The organism is Thauera sp. AutoDN2 (assembly GCF_051280715.1).
In the GTDB taxonomy this organism is placed as follows: domain Bacteria; phylum Pseudomonadota; class Gammaproteobacteria; order Burkholderiales; family Rhodocyclaceae; genus Thauera.
This window is the reverse complement of sequence record NZ_JBNCAR010000009.1, coordinates 1-22,769: the sequence shown is the minus strand read 5'-3', so window position 1 is coordinate 22,769 and position 22,769 is coordinate 1. Positions and strand designations below refer to the sequence as shown.

Here is a 22,769-nt window from a genome sequence, read left to right as displayed (position 1 = left end):
CCCTTAGAGCACACCGGTGGCCTTGGTGAGCAGCCAGATGCCGACCACCAGCAGGATCGCGCCCACGGCGACCGTCAGGCCGAACTGGCCCCAGGTGGCGCGGCCGGTGTGGATCTCCGAGTAGCGCGTGTAGGCGTGATAGCAGACACCGACGAACATCGAGGCGACCACGAGCAGCGCGATCAGCAGCACGATGTCGTAGCCGTAGTTCTGCAAGGTCTGCAGGATGCCGCTGCCCTGGCCGCGCGATGGGTCTTCCATGGTCGGCAGGCCCTGCGCGAAGGCCGACAGCGGCAGGCCCGCGAGCGCCAGCGGCAGCAGCGGTGCGGCGATGCGGGACGGAATGCGATGGAATGTCGGTGGCGTGTTCATGGCGTATGGCCCTTCGTGACGGTCAGGAGAGGAGGAAGAAGGTCAGCACCAGGTACATCGCCACGAAGCGCACGACGACGGCGAGGAACTGACGTTCAGTGATGCGGTGCTCGGCCCAGCCGACGTAGGCGGTGCGCATGGCCCACACGCCCCACAGCAGCAGCACGGCGAACACGAAACCCAGCACCACGGCAGCAACGGCCGAAGGCGCAAAGCCGCCGTTGGCCTGGAATGCGGCGACCTGATCGGCAGAGGGCGTCATGGCGATGGCTCCTCGTCGTCGGCGCGGTCGCGGCGAACGTAATCGCCGGCCAGCGGGACGGGATCGCGCGGCTGGGCGCGCTCGGGTACGAGGTAGTCCTGCAGGCCGGCGCGAACGCGCTTCAGGTCTGCGCGTAGCCGAGCGTAGTCGAAGTGGTAGCGGGTGCGTTCCTGCGGAGCGGTATGGGCGGCGTGCTCGGCGAGGCGGTCGATCAGGTCGAGCTGGCGGGCGAGCGCGGCGAGCTGCTCACGCTCCATGGCGACGCCGTCGGCAGCGACGGCAGGCTGCAGCGCCGAGAACGACACAGCCAACACCATGGCAAGCGCAGGCCATGCGGATGTGCGGCGGTTGGTCTGTCCCATCGTGCCATTCCCCGTTGATGCGGATGGCCAGATGCTGTGGCGTGCTCTCGCTTTGCGCCGTAGGGAATGGGAACTACGGTATGACCGGATTCCCAGGTCGAGCTGGCGATCAACCGTGCAATGCTCCCCGCATTGCGGAGTTGGCCAGCGCCTACCGCGGCTTGGTAGAATTGGCTAAACTTGGCAATCGAAATCTACGAAAGGCCAGATCGGATGGTTTCCGGATGACCGAAGTCGAGAGCGAGATCCTCACGCTGGAGGAGGTCGCGGCCTATCTCAAAGCCGGGAAGCGGACGGTCTATCGCCTTGCCCAGAAAGGCGAGATTCCGGCGTTCAAGCTTGGGGGAACCTGGCGCTTTCGCCGCTCGGAGCTGGATCGGTGGATCGCCGAAAGCATCAGCAAGAAGAAGCCGGAGGCAGAGTGAGCGTGCACCCAATCGGCAACCGAATCACATTCGGGAAAGAACTCAGTGGAGGATTGCTGGCGTGCCAGTTCCCATAATTGACCTTTTTGCTGGCCCAGGAGGGCTCGGGGAAGGATTTGCTTCCCTGCAGGGCCACAAGCGGCAGCCATTCTTCGAGATTGCCCTTTCCATTGAAAAGGATGCTGTCGCACATCGCACGCTGACGCTCAGGGCAGTGTTCAGGCGTTTGCGTGGCACCAAGGACGTCAAGCACTACTACAGCTACATACGGGGCGAGATCGATGAGGCCACTTTCCGCAGGATCCCTGCCGTGGCCAGCGCCTTCGAGCATGCTGCCACCGAGGCGAGGTGCCTGGAGCTTGGCAAGTCCGACGAAGCCAGTATCGACAGGGAAATTCGTGCTGCACTGAAGGGGCAGGAAACCTGGGTGCTGATCGGCGGCCCGCCCTGCCAGGCGTATTCGCTGGCGGGGCGCTCCAGACGCGCCAACGACAAGGACTTTCACAAGGATGAAAAGCACTTCCTCTACAGGGAGTACCTGAGAATCATCCAGGTGCACAAGCCCACCATCTTCGTGATGGAGAATGTCAAGGGTCTGCTTTCCTCGAAGCACTCCGGCGACCCGATGTTCGAGAAGATCATTGCGGATCTTTCGATGCCGACCGAGAGGCTCGAATATGAGATCCGATCCTTCACCAAGGAGGGCGACGGCAGTTCGCTGGAACCCACCGACTACCTAATCCATTCTGAGCGCCATGGGATCCCGCAAAGCAGGCATCGCGTGATTCTGCTCGGAGTGAGAAAGGGGCTGGACATGCCTCAACACCAGTTGCTGGCACCAGTAGCAAGGCCTGTCACGGTCAAACAGGCCATTGACGATCTTCCCCGAATCCGCAGCAAGCTGTCGCGTGGCGATTCAGTGGAGGCATGGCGCAAGGCTGTTCAGGCTGCCCCCTCTTACGTCAAGGGATGGAGGACAGAAAACGAGTCCGTCATGATCGGGACAATGCGTGCCTTTGGCGCTGCGGCGACCAGCACCACGACCGGTGGCGCCTTCATTTCACGAGGCTACAGAAGGCCGAAGAAGCCGACCGAGCTTCAGCAATGGCTTCACGACCGAAGCCTGGGTGGTGTCTGTCAGCATGAAGCGCGCGCGCACATGGCATCCGATCTTGCTCGCTATCTCTTCTCGGCCAGCTTCGCTCATTTATGGGGATATTGCCCACGGCTGGATGTGTTCCCTCCCAAGCTGCTTCCCGATCACATCAATGTGCATGTCGATCGGGAATCCGAAGCGATCCCGTTCAAGGATCGGTTCCGCGTGCAGTGCAGGAACGAACCGTCCACCACGGTGGTGGCTCACATTGCCAAGGACGGGCACTACTACATCCACTACGACCCCTCCCAATGCAGAAGTCTTACGGTCAGGGAAGCAGCACGGCTCCAGACGTTTCCCGACAACTACGTCTTCGCGGGCAACCGCACGGAGCAGTACACCCAGGTCGGCAATGCGGTGCCTCCGTTGCTTGCCCACAAACTGGCCAAGATCGTTCGTAGCCTTCTGAACGAGATGAGCAGGAGGAGGCGGAGGCAGGCTGGTGATGCCGTACAGAAGAGGCCGGCGGGAAGCGTGCCGCGAAACCTGCCAGAACAGCTTCCGGTGCTTGCCGAAGCGGGCTAGTCAATGCTCTGACCAATCACCAGGACATCCTCATCGCCATGCAGCCACTCCTCAACCGCTTGCGCAGTCTCCTCGACCGAGTGCTTCAAGGCGCACTCCCAGACGACCGCCACGCGCCAGCCGAGAGCATGGAGCATCTCCGCATGGTGCCTGTCGCGAGCGACATTTCCCTGGAATTTCTGCCGCCAGAAATCTTCATTGGTCCTGGGAGTGGTTGTGTAGCGGCAGCCTTCATGTCGGTGCCAGAAGCAGCCATGGACGAACACCACTGCTTTGCGCTTCGGGAACACAAGGTCGGGGGAGCCGGGCAGCCCCCGCACATGAAGTCGATATCGAAAACCCCTGGCGAAAAGAAGGGAGCGAAGTATCCGTTCCGGCCGGGTGTTCTTTCCGCGAATGCTCGACATCATGCGGCTGCGCTGCGGAGTGGTAGGAACGCGCATGGTCTTGAGCATCTTCCGCCTGAATGTCTGCAGAAATGGCAGCTCCGCGCTTCCGCTTGGCAATGCGAACGGATGAAGACGACACCCGAAGCAGCAATTCGGAGCTTACCATGCGCTTGACTCACGAGAAGACGCAAGAGGAAGCCGATGGCTCGTGATCGCAGTCATCCGCCGAGCGCGGCCTGCCTTTCCGAATCGATGCGGGACCTTGGGTACTCGCTCGAAACTGCGATTGCCGATCTGATCGACAACAGCATTTCCGCTGGCGCTGACACCATCGACATCATTTGCGATGTGTCCGGTGAGCATCCTGTGATGGTCACCCTCGACAACGGCAGGGGGATGACAGAAGACGAGCTGCTCGATGCGATGCGTCATGGGACCGGCAACCCCAGGCAGCATCGGTCGCCGCAGGATCTTGGGCGCTTCGGCCTTGGCCTGAAGACAGCATCGTTTTCCCAATGCCGCTCGCTGACCGTTGTGAGCACACGCGATGGAACTGTCTGCGGAGCCGAATGGAATCTGGATCGCATCGATGCTGCCGACGACTGGATCCTTTCCATCCTGGACGATGCGGACATCCATGGGTTGCCTTATGTCGAACGGCTCGGCGCCCGGGGCACGGCCGTTATCTGGCGAGAGCTCGACCGATTGATGGAGGACGAGGCCGGGGATCGTCGAGACGAGATCGTCAATGAGAAGCTTGAGGCGGTGGGCAGACATCTGTCACTTGTCTTCCACCGGTTTCTCTCGGGTGAGATCAGGGGACATGCCAGGATTTCTCTCACCGTCAATGGTCGTCCGATTACGGCATTCGATCCCTTCTGCAGGAAGAATCCTGCCACCCAGGTGCTTCCGGAGGAGATCGTCCGCATCGGCGAGGCCGAGGTGCGCCTGCAGCCTTACGTGCTTCCGCACCACAGTCGTCTGTCCGCGTCCGAGTACGACTACTACCAGGATCGCAGTGACTTCATCTCCAATCAGGGGGGCTACGTCTATCGAAACGGCCGCCTGATGGCCTGGGGCGACTGGTTCAGACTCGTGCCGAAGGGTGAGGCCACCAAGTTGGCGCGGGTACAGATCGACTTTCCCAACAGTCTGGACGAAGCCTGGACCATCGACATCAAGAAATCGCGTGCCCGCCCGCCGCATGGGGTGCGGGAGCGGCTGCGTCAGATCATCAACAGGATCACTGCCCGCAGCGTGACGGTGCATAGGGGGCGCGGGCAGAAGCTCTTTCAGGAGAGCCAAGCCCCGTTCTGGGAGCGCTACGCCGATCTCGGCGGCATCCGTTTCGCAATCAACGAGCAGCACCCGCTCATCGCATCCCTGGGCACAAGACTTTCGTCCGAAGATGCGGATCTGCTTCGTGTCCTGCTGGATTCGATTGCGGCCTCCCTGCCGGTGGAGATGATCTATTCCGATTACTCGACCCATCCGCGCGAGATCAACCAGAGGGCGGTGGATGAAAGCCAGACTCTGGAGCGCCTGAAGAGTCTCAGGAAGGTGCTCTACGGCGACGGGCCGGGCGATCCGAATGCCTTTCTGCAGATCGTGCGCTCGACGCACCTTTTCGATGGCCAGATCGAACTGGCGGAAAAATTCATCAGCGAGACCTTTGCATGAGCCTCACAGTCATCTCGGAAGAACGAAACATTGCCAACGCGCTCATCTCGGGCCTTGCCAACATGGCCGAGACGCCGACGCGCGAGCAGGTGGAGGAAAAGGCGAGACAGATCGCCGCAATCTTCGGCTATACGGGTGATCTCCGCAATATCGTCACCGAGGCGATGATTTCGGTCGACACGCGCATGGGCGCCGGTGTTTCGCTGGTGGATGTCACTGCGAAGCATGATGATCAGTGGGTCCACAAGCGTGAGGATGTCGCCTGGACCTATGCGGAATCCTATGGAAACTTTCTTCTCAAGGAAGGTTGGCCACCGCAGATGGTCCAGTCGCTGAGCGATGTGACGACCCGCATTCTCGGCCACCTGCAGGACCCGTTGAGCGAGGGCACAACCTGGAACCGTCGCGGACTTGTCATCGGTCATGTGCAGTCGGGCAAGACGGCCAACTACACCGGCCTGATAGCACGCGCCGCCGACGCCGGCTACAAGTTCATCATCGTCGTCGCCGGCATTCACAACAATCTGCGCAAGCAAACACAGCAGCGCATCGATGAGGCCTTCATCGGCCGGTCTAGCGATCCTGAGGATCGTCGCAACATCGGTGTCGGTCTCGCGCCGGGTTATCCGCATCCGGCCACGCTCACCAACATCAACGAGGACTTCAACAAGAACACGGCGGAAAAGAGCGGCTGGAAGATCAACGACTTCAGTAAGCCGATCATTCTGGTCATCAAGAAGAACGTCACGACGCTCACGGCTCTTCACAAGTGGCTGAAGGAGCTGAACGCCGAGGGCGATGGCCGGATTTCCGACGTGCCGATGCTGCTGATTGACGACGAGGCCGACAACGCGTCGATCAACACGAACAAGGAGGATCTGGATCCGACCCAAACGAATGCGATGATCCGGCGCATTCTCGGGCTGTTCGCGAAATCGTGCTATGTCGGCTACACGGCGACACCGTTCGCCAACATCTTCATCAACCCCGACGCCTATGGCGATGATGTGCGTGAGGAGCTGTTCCCGCGCGACTTCATCTATTGCCTGGACGCGCCAACGACGTACTTCGGTGCCGAGAAGGTGTTCCTCGACGAGGCGACCAGTCAATCGATCGTGAGGCCGATCGACGATTGCGAGGATCTCATCCCGTACGCCCACAAGCGTGACGATCCCGTCCACGAGTTGCCCCCCAGCCTCTATCGCGCACTCGACGAGTTCATCGTCGCCCGCGCCATCCGGAACCTGCGTGGGCAGACCGGCAAGCATTGCTCAATGATGGTCAACGTGTCGCGCTTCGTGCCCGTTCAGAAGGCCGTGCGTGACTTCCTGAGTCTCAGGGAGAAGAAGATCAGGGAAGCGGTTCTCGCCAACTACGCGATGCCGGAGGAGATTTCCTCAAGAAACGCGTACATGCAGGGCCTGAAGCACGCCTTCGATGCCGAGTATGCCGATGCTGGGTTTACCTGGGCGGAAGTGAAGGCTGCCCTCAGCGGCGTCTTCGAGCACCTCCACCTCTATGTCATCAACAGCAAGAGTGACGAGGTGCTCGACTACGCCCGCTACGCGAAGGAAGGAGTCGGGTTGACCGCGGTCGCGGTCGGTGGTCTGAGCCTCTCCCGAGGCCTGACCATCGAGGGGTTGACCGTCAGCTACATGTACCGCAACACGAAAATGTACGACACCCTCATGCAGATGGGCCGGTGGTTCGGTTACCGGCCGGGCTTCGAGGACCTCTGCCGCGTCCATCTCTCGCGCGATTCGATCAACTGGTACTCCCACATCGCCGATGCCGCCGAAGAGCTTGTACAGCAGGTCAAGCGCATGCGGCGCGATCGCCTCAGCCCGAAGGATTTTGGCCTGTACGTCCGCTCGCATCCGGACAGCCTGCTGATCACGGCGGCGAACAAGATGCGATCCGGCCAGGAGGTCACGGTCGAGCAGAGTTTCAGTGGGCGATTGCGGGAGAGCTACATTGTCTCCACCGACCCTGACGTGAATGCCAGGAACCTTGCGCTGATCGGCGATCACTGGCGAAGTGGATTCGGCGGGCGACCGGAGGAGTCCACCGAAAAGGGCGTCATCTTCAGGGACGTGCCTGTCGAGGTGATCGACGACTTCCTCACCCGGTTCGAATGCCATTCGACCTTTGCCGGACAGAAGTCGGACGTGGTGAGCTATCTCGAACGGACTGCGACGAAGCGCCCGCTGGCCGATGTTCTGCTGATTTCCCCTTCGGGTGGCTCAGGCGGTGAAAACCCGTTCACCCTGAGGAATCAGGTGCGCGTCGTCGGGAAGGATCAGCCGAACGGCACTTCGTGGCGCCTGAACAAGGACAGGGTTGCCTCGCGTGGCGACGAGAAGCTTGGGCTCAGCGACGCACAACGCAATGAGGCCAGGACGCTTGCTGGCGGCGAAGATGGCTCAGGAGCGGTATCCGACACGCATTACCGCATGGTCCGGAACAAGCCGCTCCTCATGATTCACAGCCTGGAGCCCAAGGGCGAGGCCGTGACGGGACCGATCGCAGCCTTCGGCGTCAGTTTTCCCTACGGGGACTATTCGACGACCATCAATGTCGTCGTGAACAAGGTCTGGCTCCAGCAGATGCAGGGTTACGCCGACGATCCTGACGAGGAGGATGACTACGATGCCTGAGTCCTCTCCGTGGGATGACATCGCCGTTCCGGGAGCGGACTTCAATGTCCGCCAGGTTGCGGTGGGAACGGCCGTGCCCTGTTTCTGGGGACGCGATGCCGGAGGCGCCTGCCTGTTCATCGTGGAGCTTCAGGGCGACCACGCAGCCCAGTACCGGAAGAACGCGGTCACGGTGAACGGCATCGATGTCGATCTTCGTGCCGGAGATCAGGGGCAGCAGCACTTGGTCCTCGCCCTTGAAAGGCAGGTCGACCGCGATCTCTTCGAAGGACTGTGCCGCACCCTTGCATCCTCGCTGGAGCACGCCACCGACTCGGCGAGTTCTCTCGCGGTCTCTCTGGCACACATCCGCCGTTGGAAGACCTTCCTGTCAGGCCGGAGTCAGCACCTGTCCATCGAGGAAGTGCGCGGTCTCTTCGCCGAAATCGTCTTCCTGACGGAACTGATCGATCGGCAGATGTCGAGCAGTGCCGCCGTCGAAGCCTGGCTCGGTCCGGAACGATCACATCAGGATTTCATATTCGGCAACACAGCCGTCGAGGTCAAATCGCTCTCGGGGGAAGAGCGGAGCAGCATCCGCATTTCGTCAGAAGACCAGCTTGAATCCCTGAACGATGCGCTGTTCCTGCGCATGTACCGGCTGAGCAGCTTGGCCGACGCGGCAGGAGCCCGATCGCTCAACGAGATCGTCGCTGCAGTCCAGGCGCGTCTCGGCGAGGCGGACGCCGTCGAGGCCTTTGACAGGAAGCTGGTTGCGCACGGCTATGCCCCGCTCCCTGACTACGATGAGCCTCGCTTTGTCGTCAGCGACGTGCGCAGCTATCGTGTCGGTGACGGTTTTCCGCGTCTCATGCGGTCGCAACTGCCGACAGGGATTGCTAACGTGGCCTACGACATCAGGCTGGAAACGATTGCTCCCTACGAGTGTGACGAAGCAGCCATCTTCGGGGAGGATTGATGGAGCAGACCGACGAAGAGTTCTTCCACGACTTCCGACAGGAACTGTTGGCGGGCGCCGAAGCCAATGGCAGCTTCCAGCTCTCCGAATTCATGGAGGCCATCGCGAACGACCTAGTCGAGACAGGCTTCACGGAAGGTTTCGAACTCTGCCATTTCCGGGCGCAGCGTGGCATGCGCGTGGACGGCTACTGGTTCAATGACGAAGGAGTTCTGGACCTCTTCATCGCGGACTTCGACTCCCGAAACGAGCTGGCATCGCTCACCAGAACGGAAGTGGCCGCGGCATTCAAGCGTGTTGCCAACTTCTTCGAGGCCAGTGCCAACAAGGGCCTGGCCAGCGAACTGGAGGTCACATCGCCGGAGTACGGCCTTGCCAGGCAGATTGCGGATCGCAAGGACGCCATTCGGCAGGTCAACCTGGTTCTCTTCTCCGAGCGCACGCTCAGCGAGAAGATTCAGGCCCTTCCCGATACGGAAGTGGCAGGTGTTCCGGCTGCTCACCACATCTGGGACATCTCACGACTTCATCGTCAGCGAAGCTCCCGCAGCCACAAGGAGCCACTCGACCTCGACTTCGAGCAGATGTTCGGCAAGGGTATCGCCTGCCTTCCCGCACACCTGGGGACCGATGCCTATCAATCCTATCTCATGGTCATGCCTGCCGAGGCGCTGGCGACCCTGTACGAGAGATTCGGAGCGCGTTTGCTTGAGCAGAACGTCCGAACATTCCTGCAGGCCCGCGGCAATGTGAACCAGGGAATAAGGGCAACGATCCTGAACGAGCCGGGAATGTTCTTTGCCTACAACAACGGGATCACGGCTACTGCGCAGAGTGTCGAGACCGCGACGACGGATTTCGGTCTGGCGATCACAAGGGTTGTCGACCTTCAGATCGTCAATGGGGGCCAGACCACAGCATCGCTGTTCCATACACGGAAGCGGGACAAGGCAGATCTTTCCCAGATATTCGTCCAGTTGAAGCTGTCCGTCATCGACAGCCAACAGAGCGAAACGGTCGTTCCAAGGATATCGGAGTACGCGAACACCCAGAATCGGGTGAATGCCGCAGACTTCTTCTCGAACCACCCGTTCCATGTGCGGATGGAAGGATTTTCCCGGCGGATCTGGGCGCCGGCGCAGAAGGGCGCCCCGCGCGAGACGCGGTGGTTCTATGAGCGCGCACGCGGCCAGTATGCCGATGCACAGTCGAAGCTCACACCTGCGGAACAGCGTCGCTTCAAGGCGGAGCATCCCAAGCCACAGATGTTCACGAAGACGGATCTTGCGAAGTTCGAGAATGTCTGGGATGACCACCCCAGGTGGGTGAATCTTGGCTCCCAGAAGAACTTTGCGCGCTACGCCGCCCGAATCGGCAGCGAGTGGGAGAAATCATCCGACGCGTTCAATGAGTTCTATTTCAAGAGGGCTGTCGCGCGCGGGCTGATCTTCCGCGCCACGGAGCGCATCGTTTCTGCACAGCCCTGGTACAACGGCGGGTACCGAGCAAACATCGTGGCCTACACGCTGGCGGTACTCGGTGACATCACAAAACGCAGGAAGGAGAGCATCGACTTTCTGGGCATCTGGAATGCACAGAAGGTCGATCCGGTGCTCGAGAGTGCCATCGCTGTCGTGTCGGGGGTCGTGAATGACGACATCATCAGACCACCACAAGGCATTTCCAATATTTCCGAGTGGTGCAAGAAGGAGGCGTGCTGGACGAGGATACAGGCTCGTAGCGAAGCGATCGCCAATCTCCTCCCGCCCCAGTTCTACGATCGACTTGTTCCGCAGGATGATCAGGCGGCGATCGTGAAGACAGCGAAGCAGACGCAGAGGATCGACAACGGCATCGAGGCGCAACGAAAAGTGCTGGCTGTTCCCGCTGCGGAATGGGCTCGCATCCATCAGTCGCTGCTTGAGAAGGATCTGCTCACGCCGAAGGAAGACGGCGTGCTTAGAGTTGCCATGCAGATTCCCTCCAAGCTCCCGACAGAAAAGCAGAGTGTGGTGTTGCTGGATATTCTCGACAAGGGGCAGCTGGAAGGCGTGGTTGTGAGTGATCCCTGACCGAAGGATTGAAGAGCCCCCAATCCTGCGTGACGCTATCGGGTACGCGGATGATCAGTTCATCCACTTGGTGCCTTCGATCGATTTCACTGAGCAGAAAGAATTTCGGCGAGACACTCAGGCGGCGGAAATGATCGACCTCGCCCGGCACTTCGACGCGAAAACCTCGTGGCCACGGCCGCACAGCCACCAGAGAGGCAGCCCATGGCACGAATCAGAAAGATCGAGATCGCCAACTTCCGCGGCATCCAGTTGCTGGCCTGGTGCCCGACGCCTGGCATCAACTGCCTGATCGGCCCGGGCGACAGCGGCAAGTCCACGGTACTGGACGCGATCGATCTATGCTTGGGGGCCAGGCGCAATGTCCAGTTCTCGGATGCTGACTTCTTCGGCCTGGACATCACGACCCCAATCAGCATCACGCTGGCGCTCGGCGACCTCGATGACAGCATGAGGACGCTGGAGATCTTCGGTGCGTTCCTGCGCGGATACCACGCCAACACTGGCGTCGTCGAAGACGAACCCTCTGCCGGCGCGGAGGTTGTGCTCTGCCTAAACCTGACGGTCGCCAGTGACCTGGAGCCCTCGTGGACCCTTGTCTCCGACCGCGCCGCACAGCAAGGCATCGTCAAGACGCTCGCATGGAAGGATCGCATCGCCCTGGCGCCCACTCGCATCGGTGCCCTGGCGGACTTCAACCTGGGATGGCAGCGCGGCTCCGTACTGAACCGCATCTCGGAGGAACGAGCCGACGCTTCAGCCGCTCTGGTCAAGGCCGCAAGGGATGCGCGCGGTGCCTTCGGAGACCAGGCCGAACAACAGTTGGGAGAAGCGCTGGGGATCGTCACCACCACTGCTCAGGAGCTTGGCGTCAACGTCGGCGCCAAGGCCAAGGCGCTGCTGGATTCGCATTCGGTGTCGTTCGGCGGCGGCACCATCTCCCTGCACAACGAAAGCGGCATCCCGCTTCGCAGTCTGGGCGTCGGGTCCACGCGTCTGCTTGTCGCTGGCCTGCAACGCAAGGCGGCCGGTCAGGCGTCGATCGTGCTCTCGGATGAACTGGAGTACGGGCTGGAGCCGCACCGCATCGCGCGGTTCCTGGGCTCCCTCGGTGCCAAGGAGGCCGCTGCTCCGCTGCAGGTGTTCCTCACCACCCACTCACCCGTGGCGCTGAGAGAACTATCGGGCGGCCAACTCTTCGTGCTGCGCCGCGGCCCCCTCGGCCACGAGGCTCGCCTGGTCGGCGCCGACAATGACATCCAGAGCACGATCCGCCTCTATCCAGAGGCCTTCCTGGCTGGCTCCGTGGTCGTGTGCGAGGGAGCCAGCGAGATCGGCCTGCTGCGCGGGCTGGACTTATACAGGCTTGACCAGGGGAATGCGTCACTGGCTGCATTGGGCGTGGCCCTCGTCGACTGCGGTGGCGGGGAGCCGGATCGACCGTATGCGCGCGCCTCCGCGTTCCAGTCTCTGGGCTACCGGGTGATGGTGCTGCGCGACGACGACAAGAAGCCCACACCTGCGGTCGAGGAGGCTTTTGTCGAGAACGGTGGCACCGTCGTCGCCTACCGCGCGGGCCGGGCGCTGGAGGACGAGCTGTTCGGAAGTCTCACGCCGGCTGCCTGCCAGAGGCTGATCGGCTACGCCAACGAATTGCATGGCGACCTGATCGTCGAACACCTGCGCACTGTCTCGAACAACACGCTCACCTTCCAGCAGATCTGGGACGAGATCCAGAACACCGGCCTCCTGTCGGCCGAACGCAGGGCCATTCTTGGTCAGGCGGCGCGCATCCGAAAAGCTGGCTGGTTCAAGCAAATCTCGTGGATGGAGGACGTGGCGAGGACCATCGTTGCACCGGACCTGCATCTTTGCGATCAGGGCTTCCGCGCTCTGATGGACCAGGTATTCGGGTGGGCCGCTGATGGACCACGTTGAAATCGACCTTCGTGCAATCGAACGAGGAACCGTCACCGCACCGGCCGGCTGCGGCAAGACACAGCTGATTGCCCACGCGCTTGCCGGTCATCGGGGCAACAAGCCCATCCTCGTGCTGACACACACGAACGCCGGGGTCGCGGCCCTGCGTGGCCGGCTGGACCGCGCCGGTGTGCCAGCCAGCGCCTATCGATTGAGCACGATCGATGGCTGGGCCATCCGGCTCATCTCGACCTTTCCCGGCCGCAGCGCCCACGATCCGGAGATTCTGCGGCTGGCTGCACCCTCGCGGGACTACCCGGCAATCCGCGACGCAGCCTGGAAGCTGCTGCAAGCCGGGCACGTCAATGAGGTGCTGAAAGCCTCGTATGCGCATCTGATCGTGGATGAGTACCAGGATTGTTCGGTGCATCAGCACTACATCGTCTATTTCCTCTCGTTGATCTTGCCGACCTGCGTGCTGGGCGACCCCATGCAGGCGATCTTCGGGTTCCGGGGCAATGCGCTGGCCGACTGGAACCAGCACGTGTGCGCGCATTTTCCTGTCGTCGGGGAACTGGCAAGGCCCTGGCGATGGCGCAACGCCGGCGCGGAAGCGCTGGGACAATGGTTGCTGGAGGCCCGCCGGTTGTTGGCGGCGGGGCAGTCGGTGGATCTGCGTAGTGGGCCACCGGAGCATGTGACCTGGATGCAGGCCGTACCGCCCAACGACCATGCCCAGCGCCTAGCCGCTGCGAGGACGGCATCGCCAACCGCTGACGGGCGCGTGCTCATCATCGCCGATAGCCGCAACCGAGCAGCTCAGCAGAACTTTGCGAGCCAGACGCCGGGCGCTTCGACGGTCGAGGCCGTCGATCTGCAAGACCTCATCGCCTTCGCCAGCAGCTTTGAAGTGGGGGCACCGAATGCCCTCGCGCAGTTATTGGCGCTTGCACAGAGCGTCATGACCAATGTGGGCGTGGCGGAGTTGACGCGGCGCCTGGAGTCGTTGGCAAAGGGAACTGCAAGGAATCCTCCGAACGAGGCAGAAAGCCGCGCACTGGCGTTCGGGCGCGCGCCCTCTCTCGCTGAGGCCGCCGCGCTGTTGTCGGAACTGCGGGCACTGCCGAACGTGCGTGTGCATCGGCCGGCCATCCTCTACGGGGTGCTCAAGGCGCTCCGAGAAGCCTCGTCGGGGGCCGTCCCTCTGGCAGAAGCGGCCCGGCGCGTGCGGGAAGAGAACCGGCTATTGGGGCGCCCGCTACCAAAACGCGCCGTCGGCAGCACGCTGTTGCTCAAGGGGCTGGAAGCCGAAGTCGCAGTGCTGCTTAATATCGAGGGCATGAGCGCGCAGAACCTCTACGTCGCCATGACCCGGGGGTCGATGAAGCTCGTAGTGTGTAGCGCCAGTCCAGTGGTCGGTTAGAGGTACTTCTTGAACGTCGCCGCCGCAATGCACACCGCCACGCCGAGCAATGCGGCGCTGGGCAGCAGGATCAGCAACGGGTTCACGCTGACCGGCAGTGCCAGGTAAGTCACCCACGGCAGCACGGCCAGCGGGATCAGGCTGGCCCTGGCGCGGTGATAGATGAACCCCGACTCGCGTCCCGCGCCGAAGCGGCGGATGTCTCGGCGCACCAGGCCGTCCACCAGCCCGACGAAGGCGGCCATCAGGAACAGCGGCAGGGTCAGGCACAGCACCAGCAGCCGCACGAGGAAGACCAGCGTCGTGTAGGCCGCCGCGATCAGGTAGCTCTCCACGTTCACGTAGACCAGGCCGATGTAGTAGCGGAAATCCTTGGTCGGGCGATGGCTGCCGGCACTGGCCTGCGCCGAGGCGTCGCGTATCCAGTCCAGCAGACCGCTTTTCACGAACAGCCAGTCGTAGCCCTGCTCGACCAGCCGGTGCGCGGTGCGCCCCGGCTCCTGCACCAGCGCGCTGCGCGTGAAATGCGTGGAGAGCTGATCCAGCTCGTAGTGCAGCATGCCCTGCGCGTGGCGCCAGCCCTGATCGGGCCAGAAGAAGTGTATGCCGACGCATTCGATCAGGATGCACAGCAGCAGTGCGCCGCACAGCACGCCGAAGAAGCGGAACGGCAGCGTGACCAGACCGGCGATCAGCCCCTGCTGTCGTTGCTGCTGGCGCTGGGCCGCGACGGCCGGATCGCTCATGCTTCGGCCTCTTCAACCGCGGCCATCTGCTTGAAGTCGTCCAGCAGGTCGTCGGGCAGCGCCTTGTCCTGCAGGCCGGGGATGCCTTGGTTCTCCCACCAGTCTCCTGCCTCGACGTAGTGCTGCCGCATGTAGCCGGCCAGCTCCTGCAGATCCTTCGGCATGGCTTCGTCGGGATCGGGTGCCGGCAGCGGCATGCGGACTTTCCAGAGGTTGCCGCCCTCGATCAGCGCGAAGCACTGCCCCTTGGGCAGCGCCACCACATGCGCCGGCTCGATCAACGGCACGCTGGTCGTGCTGATGCGGTCCTGGGTGTTGGACGTGAAGGCGGTATTGCCGTGCGGGTCGGAGCTGTCGGTGGCGCCGCTCATCAGTGCGGTGGCGTACACCTCGACCTTGGGCAGTTGTCGCGTCAGCAGCTCGGCGGTGGCGGTCTCGCGCACGCGCAGCATGAACAGATTGTTGAAGTTGCCGACCACCTGGCCGGCCTTGGCGCGGTTGCCGATGCGCGCCTCGATGTCGCTCAAGGTCTGCGTGTAGGCCGTCACCTGTACGCCGGCACCGCCACCCTTGTTGACCATCGGGATGAACTCGTCGCCCATGAGTTCATTGAATTCGTCGGCGTGGACGTTGATCGGAATCTTGGCGCCCGCCGCGGCGCCGGGCAGCCCGTCGTCGATGCCGAACTTGTAGATGTGGCCGGCGACTGAGACCAGATCGCTGAACATCGAGTTGCCCACCGCCGCCGCGACTTCGGCGTCGGACAGCGCATCCAGCCCCACGTAGACCACCGCGCGTTTGCGGATGACCTGCATCCAGTCGAAGATCGGCCGCGGGTCGGACAGGTCGGAATAGTTCGGTGCGAGCAGTTGCGCGATCTTGCCGGTGGTGAGCTTCTCCAGCAGCGGCAGCAGCGAAGCGACGATCTTGTCGAAGTACGTCCGGTCGTAGCGCACGGCGCTGCGCAGGCCGTCGAGCACCGGGTCATAGATGCGCACCTGGGACAGGTACTGTTCGAGGGCCACCACGCGCTTCTCGCGCCCAATCATGTTGCGCGGGATGTTCTTGTCGTTCAGCTTCGCTTCGAGCTGGACGATGACCTCCCAGGCCTTCGGCTCGTTCTTGGCGAAGTAGTGCTGGGCGTACTCGATGAACAGCGCGTCGATGTTGATGACGTGGCGCTGGATCAGCAGGTAGTCCGGCCGCTGCCCCAGCTCGACCAAGGCGCGCGTGATGATGTTGACGAAGCGCCAGGCGAATTCGCGGAACGCGGCGCTGTTGCCTTCGCCCGAGAGCTGCCCGGCGATGCGCGTGGCCACCTCGGAGATCCGCCCGAACCGGCCCACGGCGTTGTAGCGCGCCGAGATGTCCGGCCAGCCCAGATGGAAGACGTAGAACTCGCCTTCGCGCCCGGCGCGCTTGGCCTCGACATACATGCGCTTCAACAGGTCCGCATCGCCCTTGGGGTCGAAGACGATCACCACCTCGTGCTCGCCGCGGACCTTGCGGCGGATGTCCTGGGTGATGAACAGCTCGGCCAGCCGCGTCTTGCCCACGCGCGTGGTGCCCAGCACCAGGGTGTGGCCGACGCGCTCGCCCAGCGGCAGGGTGACATCGACCTCTGCCGGTTCGATGCCATGCAGGCGCGGCATTCCGCCGAGCGGCGGCAGCGGCCGCGCCGGGTTGAGCGGGCTGTCCCAGGCCAGCGCGCGCGCCAGCGTCGAGACCGGAAACGGCGCGAACTCAAGCCGCTCCTCCAGCCGCCGGGCGGCCCGGTAGATCGCCGTCGGCTCGACATAGCGGCGGAACTCCGGCCGGTAGGTCTGCATCAGCCGGTGCGTGTGTCGCTGCTCCCAGCGAAAGCCGCGGCCGACGAACAGCCGTTGCTGACTCACCGGCACGTCGCGGCTGGTCATCACGTAGCGCGGCAGGCGGCGGATGTTGCGGCGATAGCGCAGGATCGCCCAGGCATCGCGCAGGCGAATCGCGCCGAAGGTCAGGAAGGCCAGCGCCGAGCCCAGGCCGAGCAGCGGGTTCAGCGCGAGCGACCACGGTGCCACCAGGCACAGAATCGCGGCGCCGGTGCAGACCGCCACGGTGTAGAGCTCCACCGCTGGCCGCAGCAGCACCTCGACCGCATGCGGTTGGGCCATTGGCGCACCTACTGCTCGACGCCGGTGGACGTGATGAGCACCGGGTAGTGGCGCAGACCCAGGCGCTGGGCCAGGTCGTCGCCGGAGGCCGGCGAGAGGGTCAGGCCGGGAGCCAGCCTGCGCAGCGCCGTCAGCGCGGCCATCGACTCCACGTTGACCACCAGCCCCACGGCCTGCAGCTCGCGCAGCGTCGCCTGCCGCTGCCGCAGCCAGGCGCGCGAACGCTCGTCGTCGCCGATCAGGAACAGCGCCGTCAGGCCCGGCGCCCGGATGACGCGGCGCTGCACCTCGCCCAGCGACAGTTGCGTCGAGCGCACCGGCAGCATGGCGGCTTCGGCGTCGGCCGCGTTGCCCACGCGAGGGGCCGGCATCGGGGCCGGCGGCGTGGCCTCATCCGGCTGAGAATTCAGCGACTGGTAGTACGGCAGCGCGGAGGCGCCGCCGCGGTCTTCGACGACGATCAGCGGCGCGGAAGCGGTCTGGGCGAAGACGGTGGTCGTGGACAGCAGCCCGATGGCGGCGATGAGGACGGTGTGGTTCATGGCGTGGTGGCCTGGAGGGTTGGAACGGGAACGCCGGGGTCGAGCACGCGGGTCAGGTGCCGATGCACACTGCGCCGGTAGTGCGCCGCGGGTGCCCCGCCGGCGGGCCGGTGGTAGCGGCCGATGGCAAGCAGCCAGACTTCGCCCGGCGTGTGCTGTTCGCGCAGGATTTCCGCAGCGATGGCGAGGTTGCGGTACGGGTCCAGCAGCTCGCAGGGCTGCGTGTAGCGATGCGTGTGGTAGCCGAGATTGACCTGGCCGAGGCCGGCGTCGATGCGATTGGCCGGTGTGCGGGCGAGTGCCCGGCGCAGCCCCGCGCAGGCCTCGGCGCGGGTGGCATAGCGCTGTGGCGTGCCGGCGACGTTGAGCGTCCACGGCCAGGGGATCAGGCGCCCGCGCAGCATGGCGCCACTCTCCTGCAAGGCCACCGCGTACAGCACCGCCGCCGGCACGTCTGCACGATGCGCCGCCAGTTGATAGGCCGGCGGCGGTACTTCCCGCGCCAGGGCGGCCGACGCCCAGCCGCCGGTGGCGAGCAGCAGCGCGGCGCTGGCGCAGCGGATGGCGACGCGGGATGGCCGGCGCACCCGGCCCGGAGCACCTATTGCCGCTGCCATTGGCCGTTCACCTCTCGCACCACGGCCGGCAGATCGCCGGGCAGGCTGAGCGACAGCCAGCGCCCCGCATCGTGGTTGAGCGTGATGGTGCGGGCGCGCACCCTGGCCGGGTCGATGCCCGCCTGGGTGGCCCACTGCCGGATGCGCGCGTCGTCCTGACGGCTGCCGACCATGTAGAGGTCGAAGGCCGTGCCGGCCGCCTGCAATTGCTGCACGCGCTGCGCGCACGGTGCGCAGTCGGCCTTGACGAAGACGGCGAGGCGCCCGGAGCCGGTGTTGCCGGCACCCTGCGCCTTGGCGCCGGGCAGGCTCACGCGCGGCTGGCCGGGAAACAGGCGCTGCCACGCCGCGTCGTAGGCCCGCTGGTAGGCCAGCGTCTTGCCGACGCGCCGGGCCTCGGCCTGCACCTGCAACTCCGCGTAGCGCCTGCGCTCCTCCTCGCTGCGTGCCTCGATGCCCAGCGCCGTGAGCGGATCGAGCTGAGGCGAATAGACCCCGAGCGGCCCCTGCATCAGTTGCCGGTAACGCGCCCACTCCTCGGAGCGAAGCCCCCACTCCCGTGCCTGCCTCTCGTCGAGCGCGGCATCGGCGCCCGGCTGCACCTGGGCGGGCACCATGCGCGAGTTCGTCACCGGGGCCGGCTGGGCAGATGCTCCGAAAGCGGCGAACAGAACGACGGCAGCGAGCAACGGCCGCAGGTTCATGGCGACCCCCTACGGCACCGCGACGCGCTGCGTCTGGCCGTTCACCTGGAACACGCCCGCCTGCGCCTCGATGGACTGCAGTTGCCAGCCGCCCTCGGCATCGCCCTCGCGCAGCAGCTGGGCGCCCGCAAGCGAGGCCGCGGCGGTGGAGATGATCGACAGAAAGCGCTCGCCTCCACGCAGCTCCACGCCGAGCACCCGGAACGGCGGCTCCGGCACCTTGGGCTTCGTCGCAACCGGAGCGCGCGGGCGAGCGGCGGATGCCACCTGCCGGGTCTTCTCCAGGCGGGTTTCGATTCCGCTCACGCGCGCCTGCAACGTCTGTAGCTCGATGGCCAGGGCCCTCGCCTCATCGGCCTCTTCGAGGCGCGTCATCCTTTCGTCCAGCGCCTGCCGCGCGGTGGTGAATTCGGCCTGGCTGATCGGCGCCGGCCGGCGTTTGTCCGAATCGGCCCGTTGTTCGAGATCGGCCACGCGCAGGCCCAGCGCATTGACCTGCGCATCCTGTGCGCTGCTCTGGGTCTGTTCGGCGAGCCGCGACAGGCCGACGCTGTTGATGAGTGCCACGGCACTGATGAGCAGCAGCCAGAAGGCCGCGGCGATCCTGAGCCAGCGCGTGCGGGAATCGCGCTCGGATGGCGCTTGGGGAAAGGTCATGGTTGCAGCTCCTCGGGCCGGTCGGCGTCCGGCACGGGCATGGCGGTGCCGGGCGGGTTGGCGGAAAGGAAGGTGGGAGCACCGTGCCGGCTGAAGCAGACCTCGCGGGTCAAGTCATCGACCGACAGCTCCCAGGCGAGGCCGGCAAGGGTCAGCAAGGCATCGCGCAGCATCAGCGGACCCAGGCGCAGGTGTGCGGCAGGCAGCGGCAGCGCGTAGAGCGTGGCTGCCTCGGCCGCATCGCAGAGCCGGTAGCCGGAGCGCAGGAGCACATGACGCATGGCATCGCCCACGCTGGCATCGAGCATGGGCGGAATAGAGACATCCACCGCCTGCTGCAAGAGATCACGCTGCGCAGGCTCCGGCACCAGCTCGACCAGCGTGTAGCGGCCGTAGCGGGTCACGGGCACCAGTCGCTGCTCCGAAGCTGGCTCGTCGGGTGGCGGCGCTTCTATGTGGTCAGGGGTGGCCGGTGTCGTCGTGCAGCCGGACAGCAGGCCGCTGAGCACGACGAAGATGCAGAGGAAACGAGGCAAAGACGGCAGCATGTGGCACCCCACGGTGACGGGATGCCTGCACCATTGCAGAACCGTGCTGCGCGGGCTGCCGAAAATCCGAAACGCGCGGCGCCCCATTTCCCCAAGGAAGGGGCGCTCGCTACACAGTTCGACCACTCAAACAAGGAGAAGGAAGTTGGCGAAAGACGATGCAGATAAAGCGGGCAGCACCTCCGCTGTCGAAAAAGGTCTTGGAGCGCTGGAGAGAGCCTGGGATGCCCACTGGGCGTTGCGGTTGATTTGCCTCGTCCTGTTCCTCGACATGGCCATGATGCTTCGTGCCGGTCGAGGGCTGTGGCAGTGGTCGCCTGGCGACAAGGCGCTACTGAGTGATGTGGGATGGGTCGCAGTCCTCGTCGTCGCCTTCAGCTTCGCGGTAGCCATCGTGATCCCCGTCGTCCTGATCGTGGTGCGTCAGATCAGCGTTATCGTCCTCAGTTGGTTGCCGGGCTTTTTCACGGCTTCGGCTGAGCCGGCCTACCAGAGGCCACTGGGATATGCACCTGCACGCGACTTCCGAAACCTGGCTCTGCGCGAGAAGGACAATTTCCTGTTCCGCATGTATGAGGCACATGAACAGAAGAAGCAGACCGAGAGACTGGCTCGGGAGCGAGCCGGCGAGCTGACGGCGGCAGCTCTTCTGGCGGCGCTGGCGGATTGGCTAATCGTGCAGTGGATCTCCGGTAGCGTCGGCTTGATCGGCGCGATCGTCGAGGCGCTGGCTGGCTGGACGTCCATCGTCACGGCGGTCACTCTGCTGTGCGCTGGTTTCATCCTGAAGTGGGCCTGGTTCTCGGACACCCCTCCCGACGTGATCTACTACCCGCCGCTGGATCAAGAGCTGCGGGACAAGGAACGGGAAGCCCGCGGACTTTGTTGAAGAAAGCAGCGGCCCCCGAAGGGGCCGCCCAGACTGCTGACGAACCCCACCTTTTCCGGTGGGGTTTGTTTTTTGTAGTGCTCGATCAGTGGCCGCTCAGTAAATGTACAAAGATCGGTATTGCCGGGCAAACCGGTCGTGCTCACTGACTGCCGCCCACAAGCGGCCAAGTGGTAGCCTCCGGCGCAGGGCGAGCGCAAGAAGCTGCGCGAGCAGCCGGGCGATCTTCTTCATGTTCTGCGCTGCCGCCGCGAGCAGGCACTGCGCTTGTACCTTTGAGCGCCCGCGGAAACGCGCGTAGCGATGCCCGTGCAGTTGCTTCGCGTCCGCGAAACTGCGCTCGACCGTCTCTTTGCGTCGCGCGTAGATCTTCTTGCCCTTGTCGGTGAGTCGATGGCTGTCGATGCGCGCACGGGCGTCCTCCCAAACATGGCGCGTGACGATCTTGGTGTGGGTGCGGCTGCGGGTGCATTGGTCCAGTAGCGCACAGCCGATGCATTGGGCAGGCTCGGAGGCGTAGTGCCGATAGCCTTCCCGGTTCGTGGTGCGGTAGGGCAGCCATTGACCATTGGGGCAGCGGTAGGCGTCGCGCTGCGCGTCGTATTCGAACTGGCGCTTGTAGAGCATCCCGTCGCGGTGTGTGGGGCGCCGGTATCCGATGACACCGAACAGGCCGCGCGTTTCGAGCCCGTGGCAGATCGCTGCGGTGTGGTAACCGGCATCGAGTGCTACGGCCACGGGCTTGAGGGCGAAGCGCGCGCACTGGCGGTCGAGCCGTGCCAGATAGGGCGTGCTGTCATGGACGTTGCCCGCGGTCACGAAGGTGTCGGTGATGATTGCGTGCTTGCCGTCGACGGTGCGGTGGTCCAGGTAGAAGAAACCCTGTGGCTTGCCCTCGCGGGTCATGAAGCCGGCGTCCGGGTCGGTGGTGCTGCGCTTGATGTCGCGCTCGGGCGCAGAGGCTGTGCCCGGAGGCAGCGGCGCTTTGCCATGCGCGGCCCGATCGCGTTCGATGGCCGATTCGAGCTCGGCCAGATAGTCGGCGGGGCGCTGCTCGACCCGGTGGATCTCGAAGCGCTTCTTGTTGGCATTGGCCTTTAGGTGGGTGCTGTCGGTGTGCAACACCTCGCCGCCGATCAGCCCGTGGTGCATTGCCTGCTCGACGATGCCGTCGAAAATCACCTGCTCAATGTCGGTGCCCGCGAAACGTCGGCGTCGGTTCTGGCTCAGCGTCGAGGCGTCGGGCGCCTTGTCGGTCAGGCTCAAATCCAGGAACCACCGGTAGGCCACATTCACCTGGATCTCGCGCATCAGCTGGCGCTCTGAGCGCACACCGAACAGGTAGCCGATGAACAGAATCTTGAACAACACCACCGGATCGAGTGCCGGCCGACCGTTATCCGCGCAGTACAGGTGTGCGGTTGCTCCGCGGATGAACTCGAAGTCGATGTGCTGCGCAATCTTGCGCAGCAGATGATCGGTGGGGACCAACTCTTCGAGTGTCACCATCTCGAGAGCATGCTGTTTGGGGCTGGGGGGTTTGAGCATTGGGGGGATCGCGCAAAGAGCGTATCCCAATTAGACAAAAGCCCCGGCCAGAAGGCCAGGGCTTTGTAAGCGGTAACCGAGCGGCGTTCTTGCCTACTTCGAGCGCGGGTGGAGATCGGATCGAAGCGGATTGGCCGCGAAGTGTTGCTTCCACAGCCTTGGGG

The 22,769-nt window shown here is 63.8% G+C and carries 21 protein-coding genes; 9 read left to right on the top strand and 12 right to left on the bottom strand.

Annotated elements, in window-relative coordinates; translation table 11 throughout:
* Positions 1–3: 3 nt before the first annotated feature.
* From ACPT9U_RS07310 to ACPT9U_RS07300, 3 genes are read right to left on the bottom strand one after another with little or no spacing between them, the layout of a single operon-like run.
* Positions 4–372, bottom strand: coding sequence for a TIGR03745 family integrating conjugative element membrane protein (locus ACPT9U_RS07310; RefSeq protein WP_010792127.1), 369 nt, complete (start codon positions 370–372; stop codon positions 4–6).
* Between the two features lie 22 nt (positions 373–394).
* Complete coding sequence (locus ACPT9U_RS07305) at positions 395–634, bottom strand: TIGR03758 family integrating conjugative element protein (protein WP_003294214.1); 240 nt, start codon at positions 632–634, stop codon at positions 395–397.
* Positions 631–996: an RAQPRD family integrative conjugative element protein gene (locus tag ACPT9U_RS07300; RefSeq protein WP_435750389.1), complete on the bottom strand. Its 366-nt coding sequence runs from the start codon at positions 994–996 to the stop codon at positions 631–633. Before ACPT9U_RS07300 ends, ACPT9U_RS07305 begins: the two co-directional genes overlap by 4 nt.
* A 224-nt stretch (positions 997–1,220) precedes the next feature.
* Between ACPT9U_RS07300 and mads1 the strand changes: the two genes are divergently transcribed.
* The gene (gene mads1 / locus ACPT9U_RS07295) at positions 1,221–1,421 is read left to right on the top strand and encodes a methylation-associated defense system helix-turn-helix domain-containing protein MAD1 (protein ID WP_009397209.1); all 201 of its coding nucleotides are present in this window, start codon (positions 1,221–1,223) and stop codon (positions 1,419–1,421) included.
* Between the two features lie 61 nt (positions 1,422–1,482).
* Entirely contained in the window at positions 1,483–3,102 is a 1,620-nt protein-coding gene (locus ACPT9U_RS07290) for a DNA cytosine methyltransferase (RefSeq protein ID WP_435750387.1), read from the top strand.
* On the opposite strand, the gene ACPT9U_RS07285 is transcribed toward ACPT9U_RS07290, so the two are convergent.
* Positions 3,099–3,557: a very short patch repair endonuclease gene (locus tag ACPT9U_RS07285; protein ID WP_435750386.1), complete on the bottom strand. Its 459-nt coding sequence runs from the start codon at positions 3,555–3,557 to the stop codon at positions 3,099–3,101. The genes ACPT9U_RS07290 and ACPT9U_RS07285 overlap by 4 nt on opposite strands.
* Positions 3,558–3,692: 135 nt before the next feature.
* Between ACPT9U_RS07285 and ACPT9U_RS07280 the strand changes: the two genes are divergently transcribed.
* The 6 genes from ACPT9U_RS07280 to ACPT9U_RS07255 all read left to right on the top strand — a co-directional run bounded on the left by ACPT9U_RS07280 (position 3,693) and on the right by ACPT9U_RS07255 (position 14,201).
* On the top strand, positions 3,693–5,171 hold the full coding sequence (locus tag ACPT9U_RS07280; protein WP_435750385.1) for an ATP-binding protein: 1,479 nt from the start codon (positions 3,693–3,695) through the stop codon (positions 5,169–5,171).
* Entirely contained in the window at positions 5,168–7,828 is a 2,661-nt protein-coding gene (locus tag ACPT9U_RS07275; RefSeq protein WP_435750384.1) for a Z1 domain-containing protein, read from the top strand. Before ACPT9U_RS07280 ends, ACPT9U_RS07275 begins: the two co-directional genes overlap by 4 nt.
* Positions 7,821–8,786, top strand: coding sequence for a PD-(D/E)XK motif protein (locus tag ACPT9U_RS07270; RefSeq protein ID WP_435750383.1), 966 nt, complete (start codon positions 7,821–7,823; stop codon positions 8,784–8,786). The genes ACPT9U_RS07275 and ACPT9U_RS07270 overlap by 8 nt, the downstream gene beginning before the upstream one ends.
* On the top strand, positions 8,786–10,858 hold the full coding sequence (locus tag ACPT9U_RS07265; RefSeq protein WP_435750382.1) for an AIPR family protein: 2,073 nt from the start codon (positions 8,786–8,788) through the stop codon (positions 10,856–10,858). The genes ACPT9U_RS07270 and ACPT9U_RS07265 overlap by 1 nt, the downstream gene beginning before the upstream one ends.
* A 204-nt stretch (positions 10,859–11,062) precedes the next feature.
* Positions 11,063–12,796 (top strand): ATP-dependent nuclease, encoded by a 1,734-nt coding sequence (locus ACPT9U_RS07260; RefSeq protein ID WP_435750381.1) that lies wholly within the window; start codon positions 11,063–11,065, stop codon positions 12,794–12,796.
* Positions 12,783–14,201 (top strand): UvrD-helicase domain-containing protein, encoded by a 1,419-nt coding sequence (locus tag ACPT9U_RS07255; protein WP_435750380.1) that lies wholly within the window; start codon positions 12,783–12,785, stop codon positions 14,199–14,201. The genes ACPT9U_RS07260 and ACPT9U_RS07255 overlap by 14 nt, the downstream gene beginning before the upstream one ends.
* On the opposite strand, the gene ACPT9U_RS07250 is transcribed toward ACPT9U_RS07255, so the two are convergent.
* From ACPT9U_RS07250 to ACPT9U_RS07220, 7 genes are read right to left on the bottom strand one after another with little or no spacing between them, the layout of a single operon-like run.
* The gene (locus tag ACPT9U_RS07250) at positions 14,198–14,947 is read right to left on the bottom strand and encodes a TIGR03747 family integrating conjugative element membrane protein (RefSeq protein WP_435750379.1); all 750 of its coding nucleotides are present in this window, start codon (positions 14,945–14,947) and stop codon (positions 14,198–14,200) included. The two genes, ACPT9U_RS07255 and ACPT9U_RS07250, sit on opposite strands and share 4 nt — an antisense overlap.
* A complete protein-coding gene (gene traD, locus ACPT9U_RS07245) occupies positions 14,944–17,100 on the bottom strand; it encodes a type IV conjugative transfer system coupling protein TraD (RefSeq protein ID WP_435750378.1) in 2,157 nt (718 codons plus the stop codon). The genes ACPT9U_RS07250 and traD overlap by 4 nt, the downstream gene beginning before the upstream one ends.
* A gap of 8 nt (positions 17,101–17,108) precedes the next feature.
* The gene (locus tag ACPT9U_RS07240; protein WP_435750377.1) at positions 17,109–17,642 is read right to left on the bottom strand and encodes an integrating conjugative element protein; all 534 of its coding nucleotides are present in this window, start codon (positions 17,640–17,642) and stop codon (positions 17,109–17,111) included.
* Entirely contained in the window at positions 17,639–18,259 is a 621-nt protein-coding gene (locus ACPT9U_RS07235) for a lytic transglycosylase domain-containing protein (protein ID WP_435750376.1), read from the bottom strand. The genes ACPT9U_RS07240 and ACPT9U_RS07235 overlap by 4 nt, the downstream gene beginning before the upstream one ends.
* On the bottom strand, positions 18,244–18,963 hold the full coding sequence (locus ACPT9U_RS07230) for a TIGR03759 family integrating conjugative element protein (RefSeq protein WP_435750375.1): 720 nt from the start codon (positions 18,961–18,963) through the stop codon (positions 18,244–18,246). Before ACPT9U_RS07230 ends, ACPT9U_RS07235 begins: the two co-directional genes overlap by 16 nt.
* Positions 18,964–18,972: 9 nt before the next feature.
* Complete coding sequence (locus ACPT9U_RS07225; protein WP_435750374.1) at positions 18,973–19,620, bottom strand: hypothetical protein; 648 nt, start codon at positions 19,618–19,620, stop codon at positions 18,973–18,975.
* The gene (locus tag ACPT9U_RS07220; RefSeq protein WP_435750373.1) at positions 19,617–20,168 is read right to left on the bottom strand and encodes a hypothetical protein; all 552 of its coding nucleotides are present in this window, start codon (positions 20,166–20,168) and stop codon (positions 19,617–19,619) included. Before ACPT9U_RS07220 ends, ACPT9U_RS07225 begins: the two co-directional genes overlap by 4 nt.
* 145 nt (positions 20,169–20,313) lie before the next feature.
* Between ACPT9U_RS07220 and ACPT9U_RS07215 the strand changes: the two genes are divergently transcribed.
* Positions 20,314–21,057, top strand: a complete 744-nt coding sequence (locus tag ACPT9U_RS07215) for a hypothetical protein (RefSeq protein ID WP_435750372.1) — start codon at positions 20,314–20,316, stop codon at positions 21,055–21,057.
* A gap of 96 nt (positions 21,058–21,153) precedes the next feature.
* Here the strand turns inward: ACPT9U_RS07215 and ACPT9U_RS07210 are convergent, their stop codons facing one another.
* A complete protein-coding gene (locus tag ACPT9U_RS07210) occupies positions 21,154–22,605 on the bottom strand; it encodes an IS1182 family transposase (protein ID WP_435750371.1) in 1,452 nt (483 codons plus the stop codon).
* Between the last annotated feature and the right edge of the window lie 164 nt (positions 22,606–22,769).